This window comes from Lactococcus nasutitermitis, from assembly GCF_018403765.1.
GTDB classification, from domain to species: Bacteria; Bacillota; Bacilli; order Lactobacillales; family Streptococcaceae; genus Lactococcus; species Lactococcus nasutitermitis.
Genome location: NZ_BOVQ01000005.1, coordinates 64,718 through 83,358 on the forward strand (window position 1 = coordinate 64,718; position 18,641 = coordinate 83,358).

Below are 18,641 nucleotides of genomic sequence, written 5' to 3' on the forward strand. Positions count from 1 at the left end.
TTTAGCGGTTAAACAGGTGTATAACACCATAATTAATAGAAATTAGAGGAAAAAATGATGGAACTTTTTAAAACATTTTCGGAAAAAAGCAACTTCTTTGAAGCATTAAAAAGTCACGACTTTAGCGAGAATAATCAATTACCCGTATTAGTTGAAAATCGTGAAAATTTAAAAAAGGTAATTGAAGACTCAAATGGTTTTTATACAAATTTTTCCACGCCCCAAAAAGTAATTTATGGTGTAGACTTGAGCGGTTTAAGTAACTTTGAGGGATATAAGTCTGCTTTAGCCGAAAAATGGTTGACAATTGAAGAAATGAAGAATTATGAATTTCACAATACTTCTATTGTATTTTTTGGAATTTATGAAGATTTTCGCTACAATGATTTAAAATCTTTATTTCTCAACGCTGAAAAATTAAAAGTTAACATTTGTGCCATAATCGGGAGGGACATTTGCTCTTTATCATGGCAATGTGCAAAACAATTTGTTGAAGTAAATCACGATAATGTAGCTGTGCAAAATGGGATTTTATCTTGTAAAAAAATAAATCTTAAAAGGAAAGAAAAATGGTTGGAGCAATCTCCCAATCTTGTAATATTTGATAAGCCTGAACTGCATAAAATGGACATTCAAAAAATCCTGTTAAGCACAAATTGGGATTCACTGTTGTTATACGGCCATGGAAAGGAAGATAATTTAAATCTTGAAGAATACACAGTTTGTGGAAGAAATATTGAAGTTTCTAGAAAAGTTACTTTTTCTCCTCAATGTGGGTACTGCAATCAGGGGTGTTTTAAAGATGAGCATAAATTGATTCCTGCATGCGATATTATTGCTCAAAACTTAACGCTAGGCTCATGTAATAATGCACCTTTTTCTGATCTTGCATTATACGATGAAAAGTATAGCTTACTGCTTAACGCAATTGATGGTGTGGCTAAAACAATCAATGTGGCTGTTACAGCTCAAAATTCGGACTATATTGAACTAGATAGGGTTGTAGCCAATAGCTTTCAAAATATTCCCAACATTATTAATTCCTCACTAAAAGGTGCTCAGTCCCAACTCAGTATGCTGCAAATAGGAATTGAACCTCAAGAGTCTGTTGAATTTGAGAAAGCTTATCCATCTGAAGCATTAATTGAGTCAATTAATAGGGCTAGGCAATATCAAATTAGTGGATTTTTAGATGAAAATGGGAAGATTAGCAAGTTGATACGTAATTTTTTGATAAAGTCTGCAGATTCTATTTCAAGAAATAGTCTTTACAATAATATGGGAAATTCAGAGAAACAATGGAAGCAAAAGATAAATGTATTAAATGAATTTATTGGTGAAGAGATTCTTAAAGATCAATTCAATTCAATAATGAGTTTTGACGATTATGAGACTTCACGTTCGTATATAGATGAAAATAGCGTAGAAGTTGTGAAGTGTGAGTGTGGTAATGATGCATTGCATTTTAAATTTAAGCCTTTTTCAATGTATGATTTTTCAATTGAAATGCTATTTTGCTATAGATGTGGGGATAAGGCTATTAAAATGGAGAAGACTCCAGATATGCGCGTTTATGCACCTGATCACGTAGAGCGAGGAGTGAGGATACCAGTAAAGGTGGAGATTGATTCTAAAGAATCAGATGATATTTATTTTGGTTGGTTTGTTCCAAGTTATATTGAGGATAATGTCTTAAACGCACCCAAAAAGATGAAAAAAATTAAAGGTGGGGATCAAATTGAATTTGAAATTGAATTTGATGATAAAATTGCTGGGCAAGGCTACTATTTCACAGTTTTTACAATTCAAAATTTAGGGATTTCGCTTAGGAGACATTTTATCTCGGTTGAAGGAGAAACAAAATGAAAAATACTATAAGACGATACTTAGGATATTACTTTTTCTCAAATTTAGTTTTTCAAAAAAGTATATTCATGATTTTTTTGGGTACTCAGCGAGGAGTCAGTGTAGCAGAACTTTCCATCCTTGAGGTAGCTTTGCTGTTGGGTGAATTTTTTATAGAGATTCCAGCTGGATTCTTTGGAGATAAATTTGGTCGAAAATTTTGTGTATGTATAGGTTTATTGGCATTAGCGATTTCTTCCATTGGTTATTTAATCTTTTCATCTTTTCCAGTTTTTGTTGGTCTGTTCATTTTAGAGGGAGCGGGAATGGCCTTCATTTCAGGTGCAGATGAGTCCTTATTGTATGACAATTTAAAAAGTAGAAATCAAGAAAAGGAATTCTTACCAACATTAAGTAAAGCAATGTCTCTTTCTTATGTTTCTCTTTCCATAGCTGCAGTTATTGGAGGAGTTCTTCAAAAATATTCATGGAATCTGGTTTATGGTCTTACATCCGTAATGATAGTAGTTGCTATGATTTTCATCTTGGGAATTCAAGAGGAGACTACAGAGGAAAATGGAGAAGAAAAGAAGGTAAATTTAAAGGAAACATTGGCACTATTCGCTAGAGATGATAATGGAAAAATCGTTTTTAAAATATTTTTGATATTATCTTTTTTTGAAGGTACGGCATTATCTTTCATAATGTTTTCTCAGCAGTTTTTTCATATTATAGGAATCCAAACAACTATTATTGCAATTTTGATAATGGCAGGACGTTTTTCATCTGGTGGGGCCATTTACATTACTCCAAAGATAAACAAGTTTATTAGCACGAAAAAGCTAATTTGGATACTAATGGGACTTTCTAGTGCAAGCTTCATTATTAATATTTTTCATATTAACGGATTGTATTTTGTAACATATTTTGCACTAACGAGTTTACCCTATATGTGCAGCATATTAAACGTAAACTACATTCACGGATTATTGCCATCGGAAGTACGAGCAAGTATGTTATCAATTGGAAATGCTATTTCCAGTATTTCTCTGGGGATATGTTACCTAATAATAGGATTTGTCTTAGGTACGTTTGGTTTATGGGTTACCGTGTTAGTCTTGGCCGTTATTAACGGAGTTTCTGTACTCACATATTTTATTATATCAAGAAAATTTGAGATGGGAGAAAAGGATGAAAAACAACAACTTGAGAACAATTGAAGAAATTTTGAGATTAGAAAATCTTAGATATAACTTAAGAGAGGAGGCTCTGCCACTTCCTGATGAAGATACAGGTGTTTGCGTTGAAGCAGCTGAATCTGTTGCAAAAGTGGTAAAAAGTGGAAAATTATGTTATTGGCGTGGGGGACCTGAAGCAAAGAAGCTTGAAAAAGAATTTGCTAATTTGATTGGAAAGAAAAATGGATTCTTTCACAGCTCGGGAAGTTCTGCATTAGTTACAGCAGTTAGGGCTTTTGAGCTACCTGAAGGTACTAATGTGACGATTACCTCGTCAGGATTTATTTCTTCCCTAAATGCTATTTATCATGCAGGATTAAGACCTAGATTTGTTCCCACAGATCCAATCACTTTACTTGGAAAATTTCCAAAAGAATTTAAAGTAAATTACGAGGCCCCATTATCGTTAGTTACACACTTTTTTGGTAATGTGGTGGATATTGATAACATTGTAAATAAGGTTTCATCTAAATATCTTATTGAGGATACTAGTCAGGCATTAGGAAGCAAAATAGGGAATGATTTTGCGGGAAAACGTGGTGATATCTCGACATTTGCTGGCTCAAATAGGAAATTATTTGGTGCAGGGCAAGGGGGAATGAATCTTTACGATGATGAAGAGCTTGGCGAAAGGATGAGAATAATCGGTCACCACGGGAAAAGTGACAGTATTCAGGCAATTACACCTGGGTTTAATTTTAGAGGTGGCGAGATGGAAGCAGTTTTAGGAAGATTTTCACTGCGAAAGTTAGAAGAGAAGTCAGATTTACGAATGGAATCGGCGAGAGTTTTTACAGATATTCTAAAAGATAGTGGTGTAACCCTTGCAAAAAAGGATGTCGCTTTAGATTCTAAAATAGTTTGGTTTGATAATGTGATTGTTCTTCCAACTAATTGGAACAAAAAAGGAAGAGATTTACTAGTTGAAGTTCTAAATAGAGAAGGAGTACCTGCTTGGATTTATCCTTCATTAATTGAAACTCCTTGGCTAAAGCCCTGGATGAATTCCAAAGGTTGGTGGTCTGATGAAGAGGAAAATCTTCTAGAGTATGAGAAGTCTATTTGGGATAGAGCTTTTGTTGTTGGAACACAAATGTCAAGTGAAGATTCAAAAAAATGTGCTCGTATTATCAAAGAAATTTTGGCAGGTAAATAACAGTGACTAATAAAGAAATCCTTGAAGAAATGCTAAAGTGGTTTTCGAAGAGAAAAAAGTATGTAGATACAAGAACAAGGATTAACGAACAGGATATTGAATCTTTGGAGCTTCTGGAACTATTTTCTTACCTTGAAACGCGATTCAATGTACAGTTTAATTTAAAAGAATTAAATAAAAAATCATACGAGTCATTAGAAAACTTGTCAATTGGGCTTTCAAAAAATTTTAATAACATTGCTTGGACGGATTGGTATGCGATAGTAGTAAATATAGAACTACCAATCTTTAGAAGATGGCTTGAATTTCAATTTGATAGATTGGTTCTATTTAAAATAGTGGACGGAAAAGTACTAGTTGGTATCCAGCAGGGCGAGAATAGTAAAGATTCTTTAAGAAAAATAAAGGAGGTAGTAGAAAAAATTGAACCATATAAATAATGACATAGGAGCCTTGTATCTTCGGGGGAAGAGTGCAGAGAAAATAGATAAAATTCAGACTGATTTAAAAAATAGGTTTTCAACTCTTGACTTCGAATATCTGTGGCTTCCTTCTTTATCTAGTAAACAGTACTTTCATCCGCAGAATATCGAATCTTCTCATAGAAACGGTTATTTGGTTCATGCTGCATGTCTATCATTTTTTGATCAGGAGCAAAGCTTTAGCGATGGGAGATTTTTCGGAATTAACAGGGTGCACCGCCTTGAACCTCTAAGAACTCCTTATTCAGAAACACGACTTGAGTGTTTCAATGTTTTTGAGATTATACTTACTGGAGACGATAAATTTCTTAGTAAAGAGTATGATTTTGTAAAGGAGGCTGTAAAAGGATTTATTGAGGACTATTTAAAAATAAAATGCGAATGGAGAATTGCTGACGACAGTTTTATTGATTCAGACCAAAAGAAAGAAGAATTAATATTTAACAAAGAGGGAAAGAAGTTTTCCATTGCTTCTGGAAATGTACATGGTGACTTTTTCACAAAAAGAAAAGATATTTTTTCATGTTGTTTTGGAATTGGTATCGAAAGATTATTTTTGGCAGGAGAAATTCTGGAGAAAGAAAGACATGGACGGAAGAAATAAAGCACTAAAATTGGGAGAGGGGAATCCGTATTTATGGGAAAAGATGGGAATAACTTCTCTTGATAAAGAGTGGAGTAGTAGTTTAGATGACCTATCAGAGCTGATAGTGGGAGGATATAATTTAAATCAAAATCAAAATAAAATAAGATGTGTTGTTGGAGGCGTCTGTATATATAAATCACAGGGAAAGATTGAAAAACTTCCTTTGTCTTTTCTTCTCGAGACATTAAATGTGTTCATTTTTTCTTCAAAATTTGGTGTAACAGGAAAAATTCTACTTCCAATTGCAGAAGAATGTCATAATTATCCATTTTTAAATGTAGAGTTTAAGAATATTGGTATTCAACTAGCTAGCTTGATTTCTGAACTGTCTAATCTCTTAAATATAAAAGTTGAGACATCGTTATCAAAAAAGATAAGATATGGATTCTTACCTATTGAAAAACTGTACGGACTCTTTAATCCATTTACACTAGATCCATTAAAGAGTGCTTACCCCTTGGGAGAAATAAATGAAGAAGATTTATTGAAAGGATATGAAAGCTATGCATTACGATATAGATATCTTGATAATTCTGAAATTGATAATAGCTACTTAATCATAGATGGACTTCATTTGTCTAAATCAGTAATAATAGGAATGGAGGAGAGAGGGCAGTATCTTGTAACTTCCCCGTTTCCCTCGTTATTTGGTTATGAACACTGTTTATTGGTTGATAGTCCTAGTAATGTCCCAATTCTTGATTTGACTACAGAAACAATATTGAGGTTAGAGTATTTTAATAAAATCTTGAAAGAAAAATTGATGATAGATTTAAATGATTTGATTACGTACGTTCAGAATTTTATAAAAAATCAGCTTGTTGAAAGAAAGGATAAGATGAATGAAGAAGATGAGATTAGCTAAGAGGTGGGAGGGAACAGCAGATGGAATGTTATCAGAGCTTTCAAGCAAATCAGACGACTCAAATGGACTAATAGATCTCGCTATTGGTGAACCAGATTTAGGTACAAATCATGAAATAGTTAAATTTGCATTTTCCGATGCTTTAAAGGGGAATACTGGGTACACAAAACCTGACGGAGATGATGATTTCATTTCATCCGTTAAGCAGCATTATAGGAAAGTATATCAGTTGGATTTTGCTACTGAGCAGATACGAGCTACGGTGGGGGCTATGCACGGAATGTATTTGGCAATGAGAGCTGTTCTTGATTTTGGAGATGAGGTTATAATAATTGAGCCCTATTATTCTCCGTATGTGCAACAGGTTTTAGCCTGTGATGGAATTCCTGTTTTTTTTAATGGGTTTTACCAAAAAAACTCAAAAAATTTTTTGGAAGAAATGGAGCGAACAATTACTGATAAAACTAAAGTGATAATTCTAAATTCACCGAATAATCCGTCTGGAGAGGTATATAGTGTGGAGATAATGAAAGGATTGGCAAGATTGGCAGAGAATCATGGAATATATATTTTTTCCGATGAAGTATATAATCTTCTCTGTTTTTTGCCCAAATATACTTCAATTGCCAAATATGCTCCAAACAATACAGTCATTTTTGGGAGCTTTTCAAAAGCATTTGCCATGACTGGTTGGAGAATTGGGTACATGATTGGGCCGGTATTTATAAATGATGCTGCTAGAAAAATTAGTGATTTTTTAACATATACTGCCCCAACAATTTCGCAAAAAGCTGGAATTTATGCACTTGAAAATCTAGAAATAGCGGACAAATATAAAAAATGTTTGGGAAATAGGCTGAACTATATTTTCTTTAGAGTATCAAAAAACAAATATCTTTCGATGAAAAGATGCCAAGGAGGAATGTTTGCCTTTATCAATATAGAAAATACTGGAATGAGTTCAATTGAATTTTCTAAGAGGTTACTGAAAGAATATAAAATTTTAGTTGCCCCAGGGAATCTATTTAGTAAATCTTTTGGCGAAAAATATATCAGAATATCTGCTACTAAAGATATGGAAGTCTTAAAGGAAACGTTTGACAGAATTGATAATTGCTGTTTATCGTTTGAATAGCATTAAAAGACGGAGTTGTGTACAAGTAGATCATGCGGTCGCGCGGCTATGATGAAGAGAGGAAGCATTTTGAAAAATAACTTAAAAGCAAAAAAATTATCGGGAGGTACATTAAGCAGTTGTTTCCATATTTCTTTACCACTTTATGGTGGCATAGTTATAAAATTGAACAATTCTCAGGTGTTACGGGATGAATCTATGTTTTTGAATTACTATGAAAAGGTAGAGTGGTATCCTAAACTACTGGCAATTTCTTCTGATGATTCCTTTATCATATATAAATACATTGAGGGGAGAACAAAAAATAATCTCAATAAAGAATATCTTTTGAAGTTTTTAGTGAATAATATTGTAAATAAATATCAAGTCGTTGAAAAAAAGATTTGGGGCAGAGCCAATTTTCCTGTAGGAAGTTGGGAAAGCTTTCTACACGAAAGAGGAAAAGAGGCAAAAATGTTTATCAATGGTAACCCAGATATAAATTTTGAAATTGATATTGATAATATCATAGAAAAAATTGCTTTAAGCAATATTAAATCTGAAAAACCTTATTTGCTTCACGGTGACTTAGGAATTTATAACGTTATTTTTTACGAGGATAAAATCAACGGGATAATTGATCCCATGCCAATCTATGGTGTACCAATTTATGATTTAATATTTGCGTATCTTTCCACACCAGAAGAGATAAAGGATTTATACATTTTAGATATAATTGACTTACTTAATTATAAAAAAGTATTTTCGTGTGAGTATAAAATTCACGAAATTTTGTTCGGGATAATTGTCAGGATTGGAAGATGTCTAAAACATCATTCTAACGATGTACAAGCGTATATTTCTGCATTTTATTTTTGGCAAGATAAATTAAAAAAATAATGGTGGAAGAAGTTAGTGATTAGTATAGCTTTAAAATTTATGAAAAAAATAATTGATTTATTTGGATGTGAAAATAAATTTGTAAACACATTTAAAATTTTGGGTAGAAGAAAATATAAGTTAGAAAAGTACGATTATATTTTTATGGATAGACTTGGGGCAAATGCAAGCAGAAATAGTAAAGATTATTTTGATGCCGTGATGAGTGAGATAGGTCTTAACTTAAATCATACAATGTTTAGCTATAATCAGTGGGGGAAACCATATATTTGTGGTCAGAGATTGAACTTTTCTATTAGTCATAGTCAAAAAATAATTTGTTTGGCAATCACAACAAGTAGTAGTATCGGTATTGATTGTGAGAGTATGATTGAAAGAGAAAAATTCTTAGAATTTGCTCGACGTTTTTTCACTAGAAATGAATATCAATTAATTCATAAATCAAAGAAACCTCTTGAAAAATTTTATTACATTTGGTGTTCTAAGGAAGCTCTATTAAAATATTATGGTGTTGGATTAATGTTTCCTTTAAATTCTTTCGATGTTACTAGAGAGAAAAAAATTGAGTCTGACCAGTTTGAAGTAGATTGTCCAATTTTTAGATATATAGGAACTCATTTAAAATGTAAAGTTGTATCCTTTAGTCAGAAACCTCTTCAAGTTGTAAAAGGGAAGTTGAATAAAAGTATGTAGATTTGCTGCTTTGGTGTTCAAAAAGCATTTAATCTATAAAATACATAAATTATTATTACAAGCTAATTCATTCTATACTATCTTAGAAATACGTACATTAGGAATAAAGATAAGGATATAGAGTATCCACAGTAAGTAAAAAGACGATTTAATATGTTTACCTATTGAATACTGCTGCGGATACTCCATTTTTAATAATATTGATTGGAAGAAATATGTTAATTCAGTTGACTAAGATTACAAAAAATTATGATGGGCTACCCATTTTTGATGGGCTTGATTTTGCTGTAAATGAAGGTGATAAAATGGGCCTTATTGGAAACAATGGCACTGGAAAGACTAGCCTTTTTAAAATTATGATTGGTCAGATATCACCAGAATTGGGGAGTATCAATAAAAAGAAAAAATTAAAAATCGGGTATGTTCAGCAAGAACTATCGATAGGAGAGCAATCACCTTTTCAGTATATTCTTGAAAGTTTTGAGGAAATTGGTTATTTAAAAAAACAGTTGCAAGAATTAGAAGAACAGCTTTCTAATGAATCCTCTCCTTCTGACGAAATGTTAAATCATTATGGAAATGTCCAAGAGAAGTTTGAATCGCTTGGGGGGTTCTCTATTGAAGATAGAATTGTGAATATACTTAAAAGTTTTGGATTAGAAGAGCAAATGTACCTTCCGATGTCTTTTATCAGTGGTGGCGAAAGGGTACGGGTAGAGTTAGCAAGAATTCTTTTGTCTGATGCAGAACTGTTACTTTTAGATGAACCAACGAATCATTTAGATATGACAGGAATTATTTGGCTTGAAAACTACCTTAAAACAACTCATAAAGCTTTCATAGTGATTTCTCATGACCGAGAATTTTTAAATAATACTGTCAAGAAAGTTGTTCAGCTTGAAGATGGGAAAGCTAACAGCTATAAGGGAAATTATTCGGAATATGTTAAGCAAAAAAAGGAAGAGATTGAAAGACTAAAAAAAAGCTATGAACTTCAGCAAAGAGAAATTCTGCGTCTAAAAAAACTTATTAGGCAATTTCGGCAATGGGCAAACGAGGGAGATAATCAAGATTTTTATAAAAAAGCAAAGGAAATTGAACATCGGTTAGAGAGAATGATTCTTATTAAGGAACCTCCTCGCAATGAAAACAGGTTAAGAGTTGAAGTAAAGAGTACAGAAAAAGCTGGAAAAGAGCAAATCGTCGTAGAAGGGCTAGTAAAGACTATAGGGAATCGGATCCTTTTCGAGAATGCAAATTTTACAGTTTTAAGAAATGATAGGATAGCTATATTAGGTGATAATGGTTCTGGGAAAACTTGTCTATTGAAAATTCTAATGGGACAGATTAAAGCAGATAGCGGTACTTTTAAGATTGCAAGTAGTGCTAAAATTGGTTATGTGCCACAGATTATAACCTTTTCAGACGTAAATCTTAGATTGATTGATGTTGCAAAAACACTGATTGGGAATGAACAAGAAGCACGTAGAGAATTAGCAAAATTTGCTTTTTATGCAAGTGATGTAACTAAGCGAATTAAAGATTTATCTGGTGGGGAAAAGGTTCGTCTTTACTTGATGACGATATTTCAGAAGAAAATTAATCTTTTAATTTTAGATGAACCAACAAATCATTTAGATATTTTAGCCAGAGAAGAAATTGAACAGGTTCTTTCAAAATACCAGGGGACACTAATCGCTGTTTCTCATGATCGTTATTTTTTGAAAAAAATTTTTAATCAAAGCTTGATTTTTCAAAATGGAACTATTGATAGATATGATAGCCTCCCTATAGATTTGGTCTAGGAATTAGATTTTCTACTGCCATTACATAGAAAATAGGAAAATGAATTTTTTAGAGAAGAAGGATTTTATTATGACAAACAAAACTAATTTTATCTATAATGAAGATGCAAGAGAAATGGAGGAACTGAAACAATCCAGCGTGGATTTAGTTATCACATCTCCACCTTATTTTTACTTAGTTGATTATAAAAGCAGTAAACAAATTGGATTTGCAGAAACATATCAAAGATATTTGCAAAGTTTGAATCAGGTTTGGAAGAGGTGTATAGACTCTTTGAAAGATGACGGAACAATTTGTATCAATGTTTGTAGTACTGTTGAGATTACTAGGAAAAATCAAAATTGTTATTATGATATAAAGCATGATATAGAGAAATATTTTGTTAATCATGGATTTTATATTGAAGGGACAATTATATGGGATATAATTAATTCTAAGTATATTGAAAACCAAGTGTACAAATTTAACGATATATACTCTAATGAAAATACGCTTATTTTGAATAACTATGAGTATGTAATGATATTTAAGAAAAGAAAAGGCTTCATAAAGCATAGTAAAGTTTTTTCTGAGACGAGATTATTGGATTGTATTTGGCACATCCCGTGGGATTACTCAACTAGACCACCTGCTTTTCCCAAAGAGTTAGTAAACAAATTGATTGAAATTTATTCCATTGGTAAAGATGTGATTTTAGATCCATTTATGGGGCAAGCTACTACAGCTATCTGTTCCTTTGAAAACAATAGAAATTTCATTACATATGAAACAAATCGGAAAACCTATGTACAGGGGAAAAAACTATTACAGAAGATAGGAGCTTTAGATAATTATAAGGAGGATTGTTGATGAAGATAGCTGTCATAGGTGCTGGATATGTAGGGCTGACGGTAGGAGTGCTTTTATCGCAATTTAATGAAGTGACTTTAGTAGATATAGACAATAAAAAAATTGACATGATTAACAGAAAAATTTCTCCAATTCTCGACGTAGAGGTGTCGATATTTTTAAAATGTAAAAAGTTAAATTTGAAAGCAACTACAAATAAAGAGGAAGCTATCCGATTTTCAGAATATGTTGTCATAGCGACACCGACATGCTACGATGTAGAAAAGAAAAAATTTGATACATCATCAGTAGATGAAATCGTGGAATATGTACAACAAAGCAAGCCTGAAGCAGTTATTATTATTAAATCAACTGTTCCTGTCGGTTATACTAGTTTATTGTGTGAGAAATTCGATACTGATAAGATACTATTTTCTCCTGAGTTTTTAAGGGAGGGAAAAGGATTAATTGATAATCTTTATCCAACTAGAGTGGTCGTTGGAGGAACATCACTATATGCTGAAAAATTTGCGAAACTCATGTGCAATGGGGCCATTAGGGAAGATATTCCAGTGTTCCTTACAAACCAAAATGAGGCTGAGTCAATAAAGCTTTTCGCTAATGCATATTTAGCGTTAAGGGTTGCTTTCTTCAATGAACTTGACACATTTACAGAAATTAAGGAAATGGATACTAAAAAAATAATTGAAGGAATTTGTTCAGATCCCCGTATTGGTAAGAACTATAATAATCCTTCTTTTGGATATGGAGGGTACTGTTTGCCAAAAGATACAAAGCAATTACTTGCTGACTATGATTATATACCAGAAAATATTATTCAATCTATCGTTTCTTCTAATACAACTCGAAAGCACCATATTGTAAGTATGATTATGAAAAAACGCCCCAAAGTGGTTGGTGTTTATCGATTAGTCATGAAGAAAAGCTCCGATAATTTCCGCGAATCATCCATTCAGGATGTTATGTTTGAGCTAGCTTCATTGGGAGTTAGGGTCATTATTTTTGAACCAATATTGAAAGAGAAAACATTCCAAGATATACAAGTTTATAGTGACTTTGATCAATTTAAAGACAAGGCGGACGTTATTATTGCTAACAGGTTTTCTAGACAACTGCTAAGTGTCCAAGAAAAAGTTTATACTCGTGACGTATATGGGGAGGATTAGAATTCAGGAGGAAGTAGTCGAATTATTTATGAAATATAATGATAAGCACCAATTAAAAGCTAAGGTATCCAGCCTTAGCTTTTAATTGTGTGATTTTGGAAGGAGAAAATCAGAGGATTTCTTACTATATCTGGTTCATTATTGGGGATGATTGCTAGGTAATTAGCAAAAATAATGGAGAAAATATTGCTTTAGAAAATTTGGAGGAAAAATGATAAATATTAATTATCGATTTCTTGGATAATATCTCTTGATTTTAGAAATATTCAGTGTTATAATATTGATAAATTCAATAATCGGGAGGAGCGTTATGAACATCGGTAAAAAATTGAAAGCCCTGCGGGAAGAAAAGCATTTGACGCAGCAAGAAGTCGCGAAAAGGCTTGGAATGACACAAGGAACCTATGCAATTTGGGAACAAAAAGAGACTAACCCGACATTAGAAATACTCAAAAAAATCACTAAAATCTATGATGTCTCCCTACAAAATCTCCTAGGGGAGAAGCAAGAGGCACAAGATGTTATTGATTTAGTCGATAATTATAAAAATCTATATCAAGAACAAAAAGAGACACTTGGCGACTTAGCAAAAGTCATGGTCGAACGAAACACCAGTCGCTTAGAGGTTCATGATTCATCAGTGGTCTATGAGATTAGGACTTATCATCGCAAAGAGCTCTACGAAGTTGAAGTCCAAGATGAGGAACTTTCTGCAGGATTTGGGACAGGTGTCAAAGACAACTATGAAACTTATACTATCTACACCGATACGCCAGTCAGACGCTATGATAGTGCTGCACGAATCAAAGGTGAATCCATGGAACCTGATATTCCGAATGGTTCAGTCGTGACTTTTGTCAATAACGGCTTTGATGTGAATGGAGACATTTACGTCATCTCCGAGGGAGGCTATGGCGAGGAAACGCTCTACTGTAAACAAGTTTTTCGGGAGAAAGACGTTTTCCGCTGCCATTCGCTTAATTCTGATCCACAGTATAAGGACTTTTTTTTAGAGGAAGACGCGCGTATTTTAGGGGCGGTTGTGGATTGTGTGCGAGAGATTGACCCCGACTTGATTGAGGATTAAGAGGTGTATATCATGGGCTATTTTGATTATTCGTTAGAGCCACGCCGTGCCATACTCTTTGAAGATGTCAAGTCTAACTACGCGTCAATTGAGTGCCGAGAAAGAGGCTTAGACCCGTTGACAACTTCCCTTTGCGTGATGAGCCACAGCGACAACTCGATGGGGCTGATTCTGGCCTCTAGCCCAACTTTCAAAAAAGTTTTTGGCAAGTCAAACGTCGGAAGAAGTCATGAATTGCCCTTTTACCCGCAAACCCGTAAATTTAATTATAGCCGCTGGAATAAAACACATCGTGATTTTTATGGGAATGTAGAGCCGCCGAGTGAGGAATACGTCAAATTTATCGAGGATTGGGCGCGTGACACCTATATTGTTCCACCTCGTATGGGGCTCTATATTCAGTCTAATATCCAAGTCTTGAAAATCTTGGCGACCTTTACCTCAAGGGCAGAAATCCACCCTTATTCCATTGATGAGTCCTTTTTGGATGTGACCGAATCACTGGATTATTATTTTCCTGATGAGACAGATTACTACAAGAAAATGGATTTAATGGCACAGAAGATTCAACGGACACTCTATTATCAAACAGGACTTTATGTGACGATTGGCATGGGCGATAATCCGCTTTTAGCCAAATTGGCGATGGATAACTACGCCAAACATAGCCAGAATATGCGAGCCTTGATTCGTTATGAAGATGTGGAAGAAAAAGTCTGGACGATAGAAGAAATGACGGATTTTTGGGGGATTAGTAAGCGGACTAAGCGAAACTTTGAAAAAATCGGCATTTACTCCATTCGGGAATTAGCCAATGCGGACCCAGACATGATTAAACGAGAGATGAAGACGATTGGCTTGCAACAATTCTTCCACGCCAATGGCATTGATGAGACGAGTATTCATGACCACTATCAAAAGGCTTCTACCAGTTTTGGCAATTCACAAATCTTACCGCGAGATTATACCAGACAGGGAGAAGTCGAAATCGTCTTAAAAGAGATGTGTGAGCAGGTGGCGGTGCGGCTGAGAAAAGAAAAAAAGGAAGCTACCTCTATTAGTTTCTTTGTTGGTTTTTCTGCAAAAGAACCGCGCAAAACGGTTCACGCTGCACGAGGGATTGAGCCGACGAACTCAACTGTAGAAATTCAGAGAATCGTGCTTCAACTGTTCAGGGAACGTTTTGAGGGCGGAGCGGTACGTCAAGTAGGGATTTCTGCCAATGGCCTGATTGATACACCTTTTCGGCTGATTTCCCTCTTTGATGAAGCCGAGGATGATAAGGTAATGGCGCGCCAGCACCAAGAGGAAAAAATTCAAGAAGCGATGGATAGGATTCGTAAAAAGCAAGGCTTTACAGCCATACAAAGGGCCTCAATTTTGAAAAGAGGGTCGCGGGCGATTGAACGTAGTAAGCTGATTGGGGGACATTCGGCTGGTGGATTGGAGGACTGAATTGAGTATTATTGAAGGAACAAAACGTGTGGATCGTTCTTATAGCCCATTTGAAGCAATCCGCAACTATCAAGACCGACGTGTCATGAAGTGGAACCCATTCGCAACGGCCGAACTTGCGGCAACACACAGAGAATACTATCAATCAACGCAAATAGAGCAACCTGAGACTACCTTGGAACCAGATGAAATTAGTTTTCGGCTATTATTTGCTTTAAGCTCTGGGAAAGTGATTCGGGTTTTTCTTAAAGACGGTTTTGGCTCAAAACAGGTTAAAGGTCGTATTTATGGGCTAGGAGAGAACCATCAAATCATTATAAAAACCTTAGACGGACACTATCAAGAGCTATCTGGGAATCATATTTTGAATATTATCCTAGAGGAAGATTCAGAAATTCAATGAAAGGAAGAAATCTCAAATGGAAAATCCAGAAAGTGAAAGGAGAGGCGAGACAGCTGTCCTTTCAAAACGTCGGACGATTAAGCAGATTACTGACCCGTTGGAAAAGCAGAAAGCTCTACAAGCCACCATGCAACGCTTAAATGATAAATATGGAGATGATTTAATCATGAACGAGTCAGCCAAGAAAGAAATGCGCGTCCAAGCTCTCCCGTCTGGTATTTTGTCCCTCGATCTTGCCATGGGAATTGGCGGTTATCCGCGTGGGCGCTTGATTGAAGTGTTTGGGGCAGAATCCAGTGGCAAGACAACGGTTGCCTTACACGCCGTTGCCCAAGCACAAAAATTGGGTGGCATTGCGGCTTATATTGATGTCGAAAACTCACTAGACCCTGACTATGCAGAGAGTATTGGAGTGAATCTTGATGATTTGATTTTCTCACAGCCTGATTCAGGCGAAAAGGCATTTGACGCTTTAGAAGAACTGGTCAAGACAGGGGCGTTAGATCTTATCGTGATTGATTCAGTCGCCGCATTGATCCCACAAGCTGAGATTGATGGGGTTAATCCACAGGCAGAACTGGCTAAGATGATGTCGGAGCGTTTAAAGCGGATTGTGTCATTGGTCAATAAGAGCAAAACAGTAGTACTATTTATCAATCAAGTACGGTCAAATTTGTCAGGTTTTCTTGGTACGGGGGAAACGACACCAGGCGGCAAAGCCCTAAAATTCTATACTTCTATCCGGATTGAAGTAAAAACTTCTGAGAAAATCAAACAGGGAGAGCTGGCGATTGGGAAGAAAACCACCCTAACGACGGTTAAAAATAAGGTGGCTTCGCCATTTAAAAAAGCAGTGGTAGAAAATATTTGGGGTGAGGGATTTGCGCCTACGGTCGATATTGTCACTTGTGCGGCAAAGGCTGATGTTGTCCAACAATCTGGAAAATGGTATAGCTTTAAGGGGTAGAAAATCGGAAATGGAATTTTTGAAGTGAAGGACTACCTCAAAATTCACAGTCAGGTGCTTTATATGATTGAGGAGAATACACGGCAAAAGTTAGGGCTAACAAAATAGAGATAAGTTAATTCCAAGGAGAGAGTCATGGAAAAAGATATTTCGTTCACGCAGTACATCAAAAAGCATTTCTTGTCAGCGTTATTTAACGCAGTGAATGCTCATCTGGAAAAGACCAGTCACGATTCATTACAAGATTTAGAGGTTCGCACGGTTTACATAGAGGATGTGCCTTTAATGCGGCTAAACTTTGATGTGGTGGTTGTCGCAAAGCTTGTGATGGGAGAAAATCTTTTTGACTCTTGGTTGCGGATTTCTTGTACAGGAGATTTAGAAAAGCGGTTAGAAGATTTTCAGGTCTTGTCCGTTTCTGCTTATCAAGGAAAACCTTCTTATCAAAAGCCATTATCTGATACTTTACTTCCTTACCTTCATCGCAAGCAGCTTGACGAAGTGGCAAGTGGAATTATCAAACAGTATTATCCCGAAGCGTTGCTCACGAACCAAGTGCTAGATGCCATGAAATTTGCTCAGAACTTGGGGCTGGACATTAAAATGCGAAAGCTCAGTAAAGCGGGGACAATCTTTGGGGAGACCATTTTTACAGATACAAAGGTAGAAATTTACGATAAAATTTCTGATAGTATGGTGGAGGAAGAGATTAAAGGTGGCACCATTCTGATTGACCCCAGCCATTATCTCACGCGAAATTATGGGGCAGTCAATAATACGATTGTCCATGAATGTGTCCATTGGTTGTTACACCGCAAGACTTTTACCCTTGCTCGGCTTTTTCAACCCAAAATGCGCTTTCTAAGAAGTTCTTTCAGTAATAAAACGACCCTAGACTGGATTGAGTGGCAAGCCAATACGTTGACCCCAAGACTTCAAATGCCACTTGTCCCTTTCAAGGATAAAGTGATAGAACTACAAGGAGTTTATCACTACCTCAGTGGCGAGCAATCAAATTTGATTGGCGAAATGATTTATGTCATTGATAGCTTGGCTAACTTTTATCACGTCTCAAAAATGGCCGCTAAAATTCGATTGCTTGATGCAGGTTTTGAGGAGGCACGCGGTATTTACAAATATGTGGACGGTCATTATGTCCAACCTTATGTTTTCAAACGAGGTACACTCACTCAAACACAAACTTTTGCAATTTCTTTAGAGGAGGCAATTCGCCAAAGTGCAACAAACAAGGAACTTCAGGAGAAACTTGATACAGGAAATTACCTTTATGTGGATTCCCATTTTTGTTTGAATGACCCGAAGTATCTCCAAACAAATAAGTTCGGAAGGATGGAACTGAAAGAGTATGCGCGACTTCACATGGAAGAATGTTGCCTCATTTTTGAACTGGTTGTCCAAGATAAAAAAGCCAACACTTGCTTTGATGAAGTGCTTTATCGAGACGCCAATCAGGAAATTCGTTTTGAGGCACACTTCATCAATAAGAAAAATGTGGACGAAAAGTATCTCATTCGCCATCGCATGATTGAACTTCAAAATCTTGCGATTTCTCTGCCTGGGAGCTTTTCAGGAACCGTTTCAAAACTGATTGAATGGTCGGAGTTAACACTCTCCAAAGTGGAGGAACAGTCCTTGATTAGTGAGCGGACGCTTTATCGGATGCGAACTGATGAAAATTATAATGTCTCGCTTGAATTGATACTTCAGCTGTGTATTGGGCTACATTTGCCTCCAGAAATTAGCACTATTCTTATTTCTCGGTCAAGCAAACGGTTAGGGAATATGGAACTGCACTTTCTTTACCGTTTCTTGCTCAACTGTTGCTATACCAGTACCATCTTTGAGTGTAATGACATCTTGGAAGCGCAGGGGTTTGGTCGGCTGGGCAAAGAAAGTTAAAAATTTTTTAGTTTATCCGCCACCCGATGGCGGATTGAAAACCTATAGT

General features: G+C 35.4%; 17 protein-coding genes. All 17 read left to right on the top strand.

Annotation, left to right across the window (positions count from 1 at the left end; all coding sequences use genetic code 11):
• The first annotated feature begins 57 nt into the window (after nt 1-57).
• The 17 genes from KJS36_RS06130 to KJS36_RS06210 all read left to right on the top strand — a co-directional run bounded on the left by KJS36_RS06130 (nt 58) and on the right by KJS36_RS06210 (nt 18,592).
• Entirely contained in the window at nt 58-1,866 is a 1,809-nt protein-coding gene (locus KJS36_RS06130; RefSeq protein ID WP_213535768.1) for a hypothetical protein, read from the top strand.
• Nucleotides 1,863-3,065, top strand: coding sequence for an MFS transporter (locus KJS36_RS06135; RefSeq protein ID WP_213535770.1), 1,203 nt, complete (start codon nt 1,863-1,865; stop codon nt 3,063-3,065). Before KJS36_RS06130 ends, KJS36_RS06135 begins: the two co-directional genes overlap by 4 nt.
• The gene (locus KJS36_RS06140; RefSeq protein ID WP_213535772.1) at nt 3,037-4,239 is read left to right on the top strand and encodes a DegT/DnrJ/EryC1/StrS family aminotransferase; all 1,203 of its coding nucleotides are present in this window, start codon (nt 3,037-3,039) and stop codon (nt 4,237-4,239) included. The genes KJS36_RS06135 and KJS36_RS06140 overlap by 29 nt, the downstream gene beginning before the upstream one ends.
• Nucleotides 4,240-4,241: 2 nt before the next feature.
• Nucleotides 4,242-4,679 (top strand): hypothetical protein, encoded by a 438-nt coding sequence (locus KJS36_RS06145; RefSeq protein WP_213535774.1) that lies wholly within the window; start codon nt 4,242-4,244, stop codon nt 4,677-4,679.
• Nucleotides 4,663-5,325: a hypothetical protein gene (locus KJS36_RS06150; protein ID WP_025016772.1), complete on the top strand. Its 663-nt coding sequence runs from the start codon at nt 4,663-4,665 to the stop codon at nt 5,323-5,325. The genes KJS36_RS06145 and KJS36_RS06150 overlap by 17 nt, the downstream gene beginning before the upstream one ends.
• Nucleotides 5,309-6,232, top strand: a complete 924-nt coding sequence (locus tag KJS36_RS06155) for a hypothetical protein (protein ID WP_213535776.1) — start codon at nt 5,309-5,311, stop codon at nt 6,230-6,232. Before KJS36_RS06150 ends, KJS36_RS06155 begins: the two co-directional genes overlap by 17 nt.
• On the top strand, nt 6,210-7,367 hold the full coding sequence (locus tag KJS36_RS06160; protein WP_213535778.1) for an aminotransferase class I/II-fold pyridoxal phosphate-dependent enzyme: 1,158 nt from the start codon (nt 6,210-6,212) through the stop codon (nt 7,365-7,367). Before KJS36_RS06155 ends, KJS36_RS06160 begins: the two co-directional genes overlap by 23 nt.
• 69 nt (nt 7,368-7,436) lie before the next feature.
• The gene (locus KJS36_RS06165; RefSeq protein ID WP_213535780.1) at nt 7,437-8,246 is read left to right on the top strand and encodes a fructosamine kinase family protein; all 810 of its coding nucleotides are present in this window, start codon (nt 7,437-7,439) and stop codon (nt 8,244-8,246) included.
• 39 nt (nt 8,247-8,285) lie between these two features.
• The gene (locus tag KJS36_RS06170; RefSeq protein WP_169869143.1) at nt 8,286-8,939 is read left to right on the top strand and encodes a 4'-phosphopantetheinyl transferase family protein; all 654 of its coding nucleotides are present in this window, start codon (nt 8,286-8,288) and stop codon (nt 8,937-8,939) included.
• A gap of 164 nt (nt 8,940-9,103) precedes the next feature.
• Nucleotides 9,104-10,744, top strand: coding sequence for a ribosomal protection-like ABC-F family protein (abc-f, locus tag KJS36_RS06175; protein WP_244842770.1), 1,641 nt, complete (start codon nt 9,104-9,106; stop codon nt 10,742-10,744).
• 70 nt (nt 10,745-10,814) lie between these two features.
• On the top strand, nt 10,815-11,594 hold the full coding sequence (locus KJS36_RS06180; protein ID WP_213535782.1) for a DNA-methyltransferase: 780 nt from the start codon (nt 10,815-10,817) through the stop codon (nt 11,592-11,594).
• Nucleotides 11,594-12,760, top strand: a complete 1,167-nt coding sequence (locus tag KJS36_RS06185; protein ID WP_044009673.1) for a nucleotide sugar dehydrogenase — start codon at nt 11,594-11,596, stop codon at nt 12,758-12,760. The genes KJS36_RS06180 and KJS36_RS06185 overlap by 1 nt, the downstream gene beginning before the upstream one ends.
• Before the next feature lie 310 nt (nt 12,761-13,070).
• Entirely contained in the window at nt 13,071-13,847 is a 777-nt protein-coding gene (locus KJS36_RS06190) for a helix-turn-helix domain-containing protein (RefSeq protein ID WP_213535784.1), read from the top strand.
• A 12-nt stretch (nt 13,848-13,859) separates the two neighbouring features.
• Entirely contained in the window at nt 13,860-15,302 is a 1,443-nt protein-coding gene (locus KJS36_RS06195) for a Y-family DNA polymerase (protein ID WP_213535786.1), read from the top strand.
• Nucleotide 15,303: 1 nt separating this feature from the next.
• On the top strand, nt 15,304-15,705 hold the full coding sequence (locus KJS36_RS06200) for a hypothetical protein (RefSeq protein WP_213536176.1): 402 nt from the start codon (nt 15,304-15,306) through the stop codon (nt 15,703-15,705).
• Between the two features lie 16 nt (nt 15,706-15,721).
• Nucleotides 15,722-16,672 (top strand): recombinase RecA, encoded by a 951-nt coding sequence (gene recA / locus KJS36_RS06205; protein ID WP_213535788.1) that lies wholly within the window; start codon nt 15,722-15,724, stop codon nt 16,670-16,672.
• A gap of 135 nt (nt 16,673-16,807) precedes the next feature.
• On the top strand, nt 16,808-18,592 hold the full coding sequence (locus KJS36_RS06210) for a helix-turn-helix domain-containing protein (RefSeq protein ID WP_213535790.1): 1,785 nt from the start codon (nt 16,808-16,810) through the stop codon (nt 18,590-18,592).
• Nucleotides 18,593-18,641: the final 49 nt, after the last annotated feature.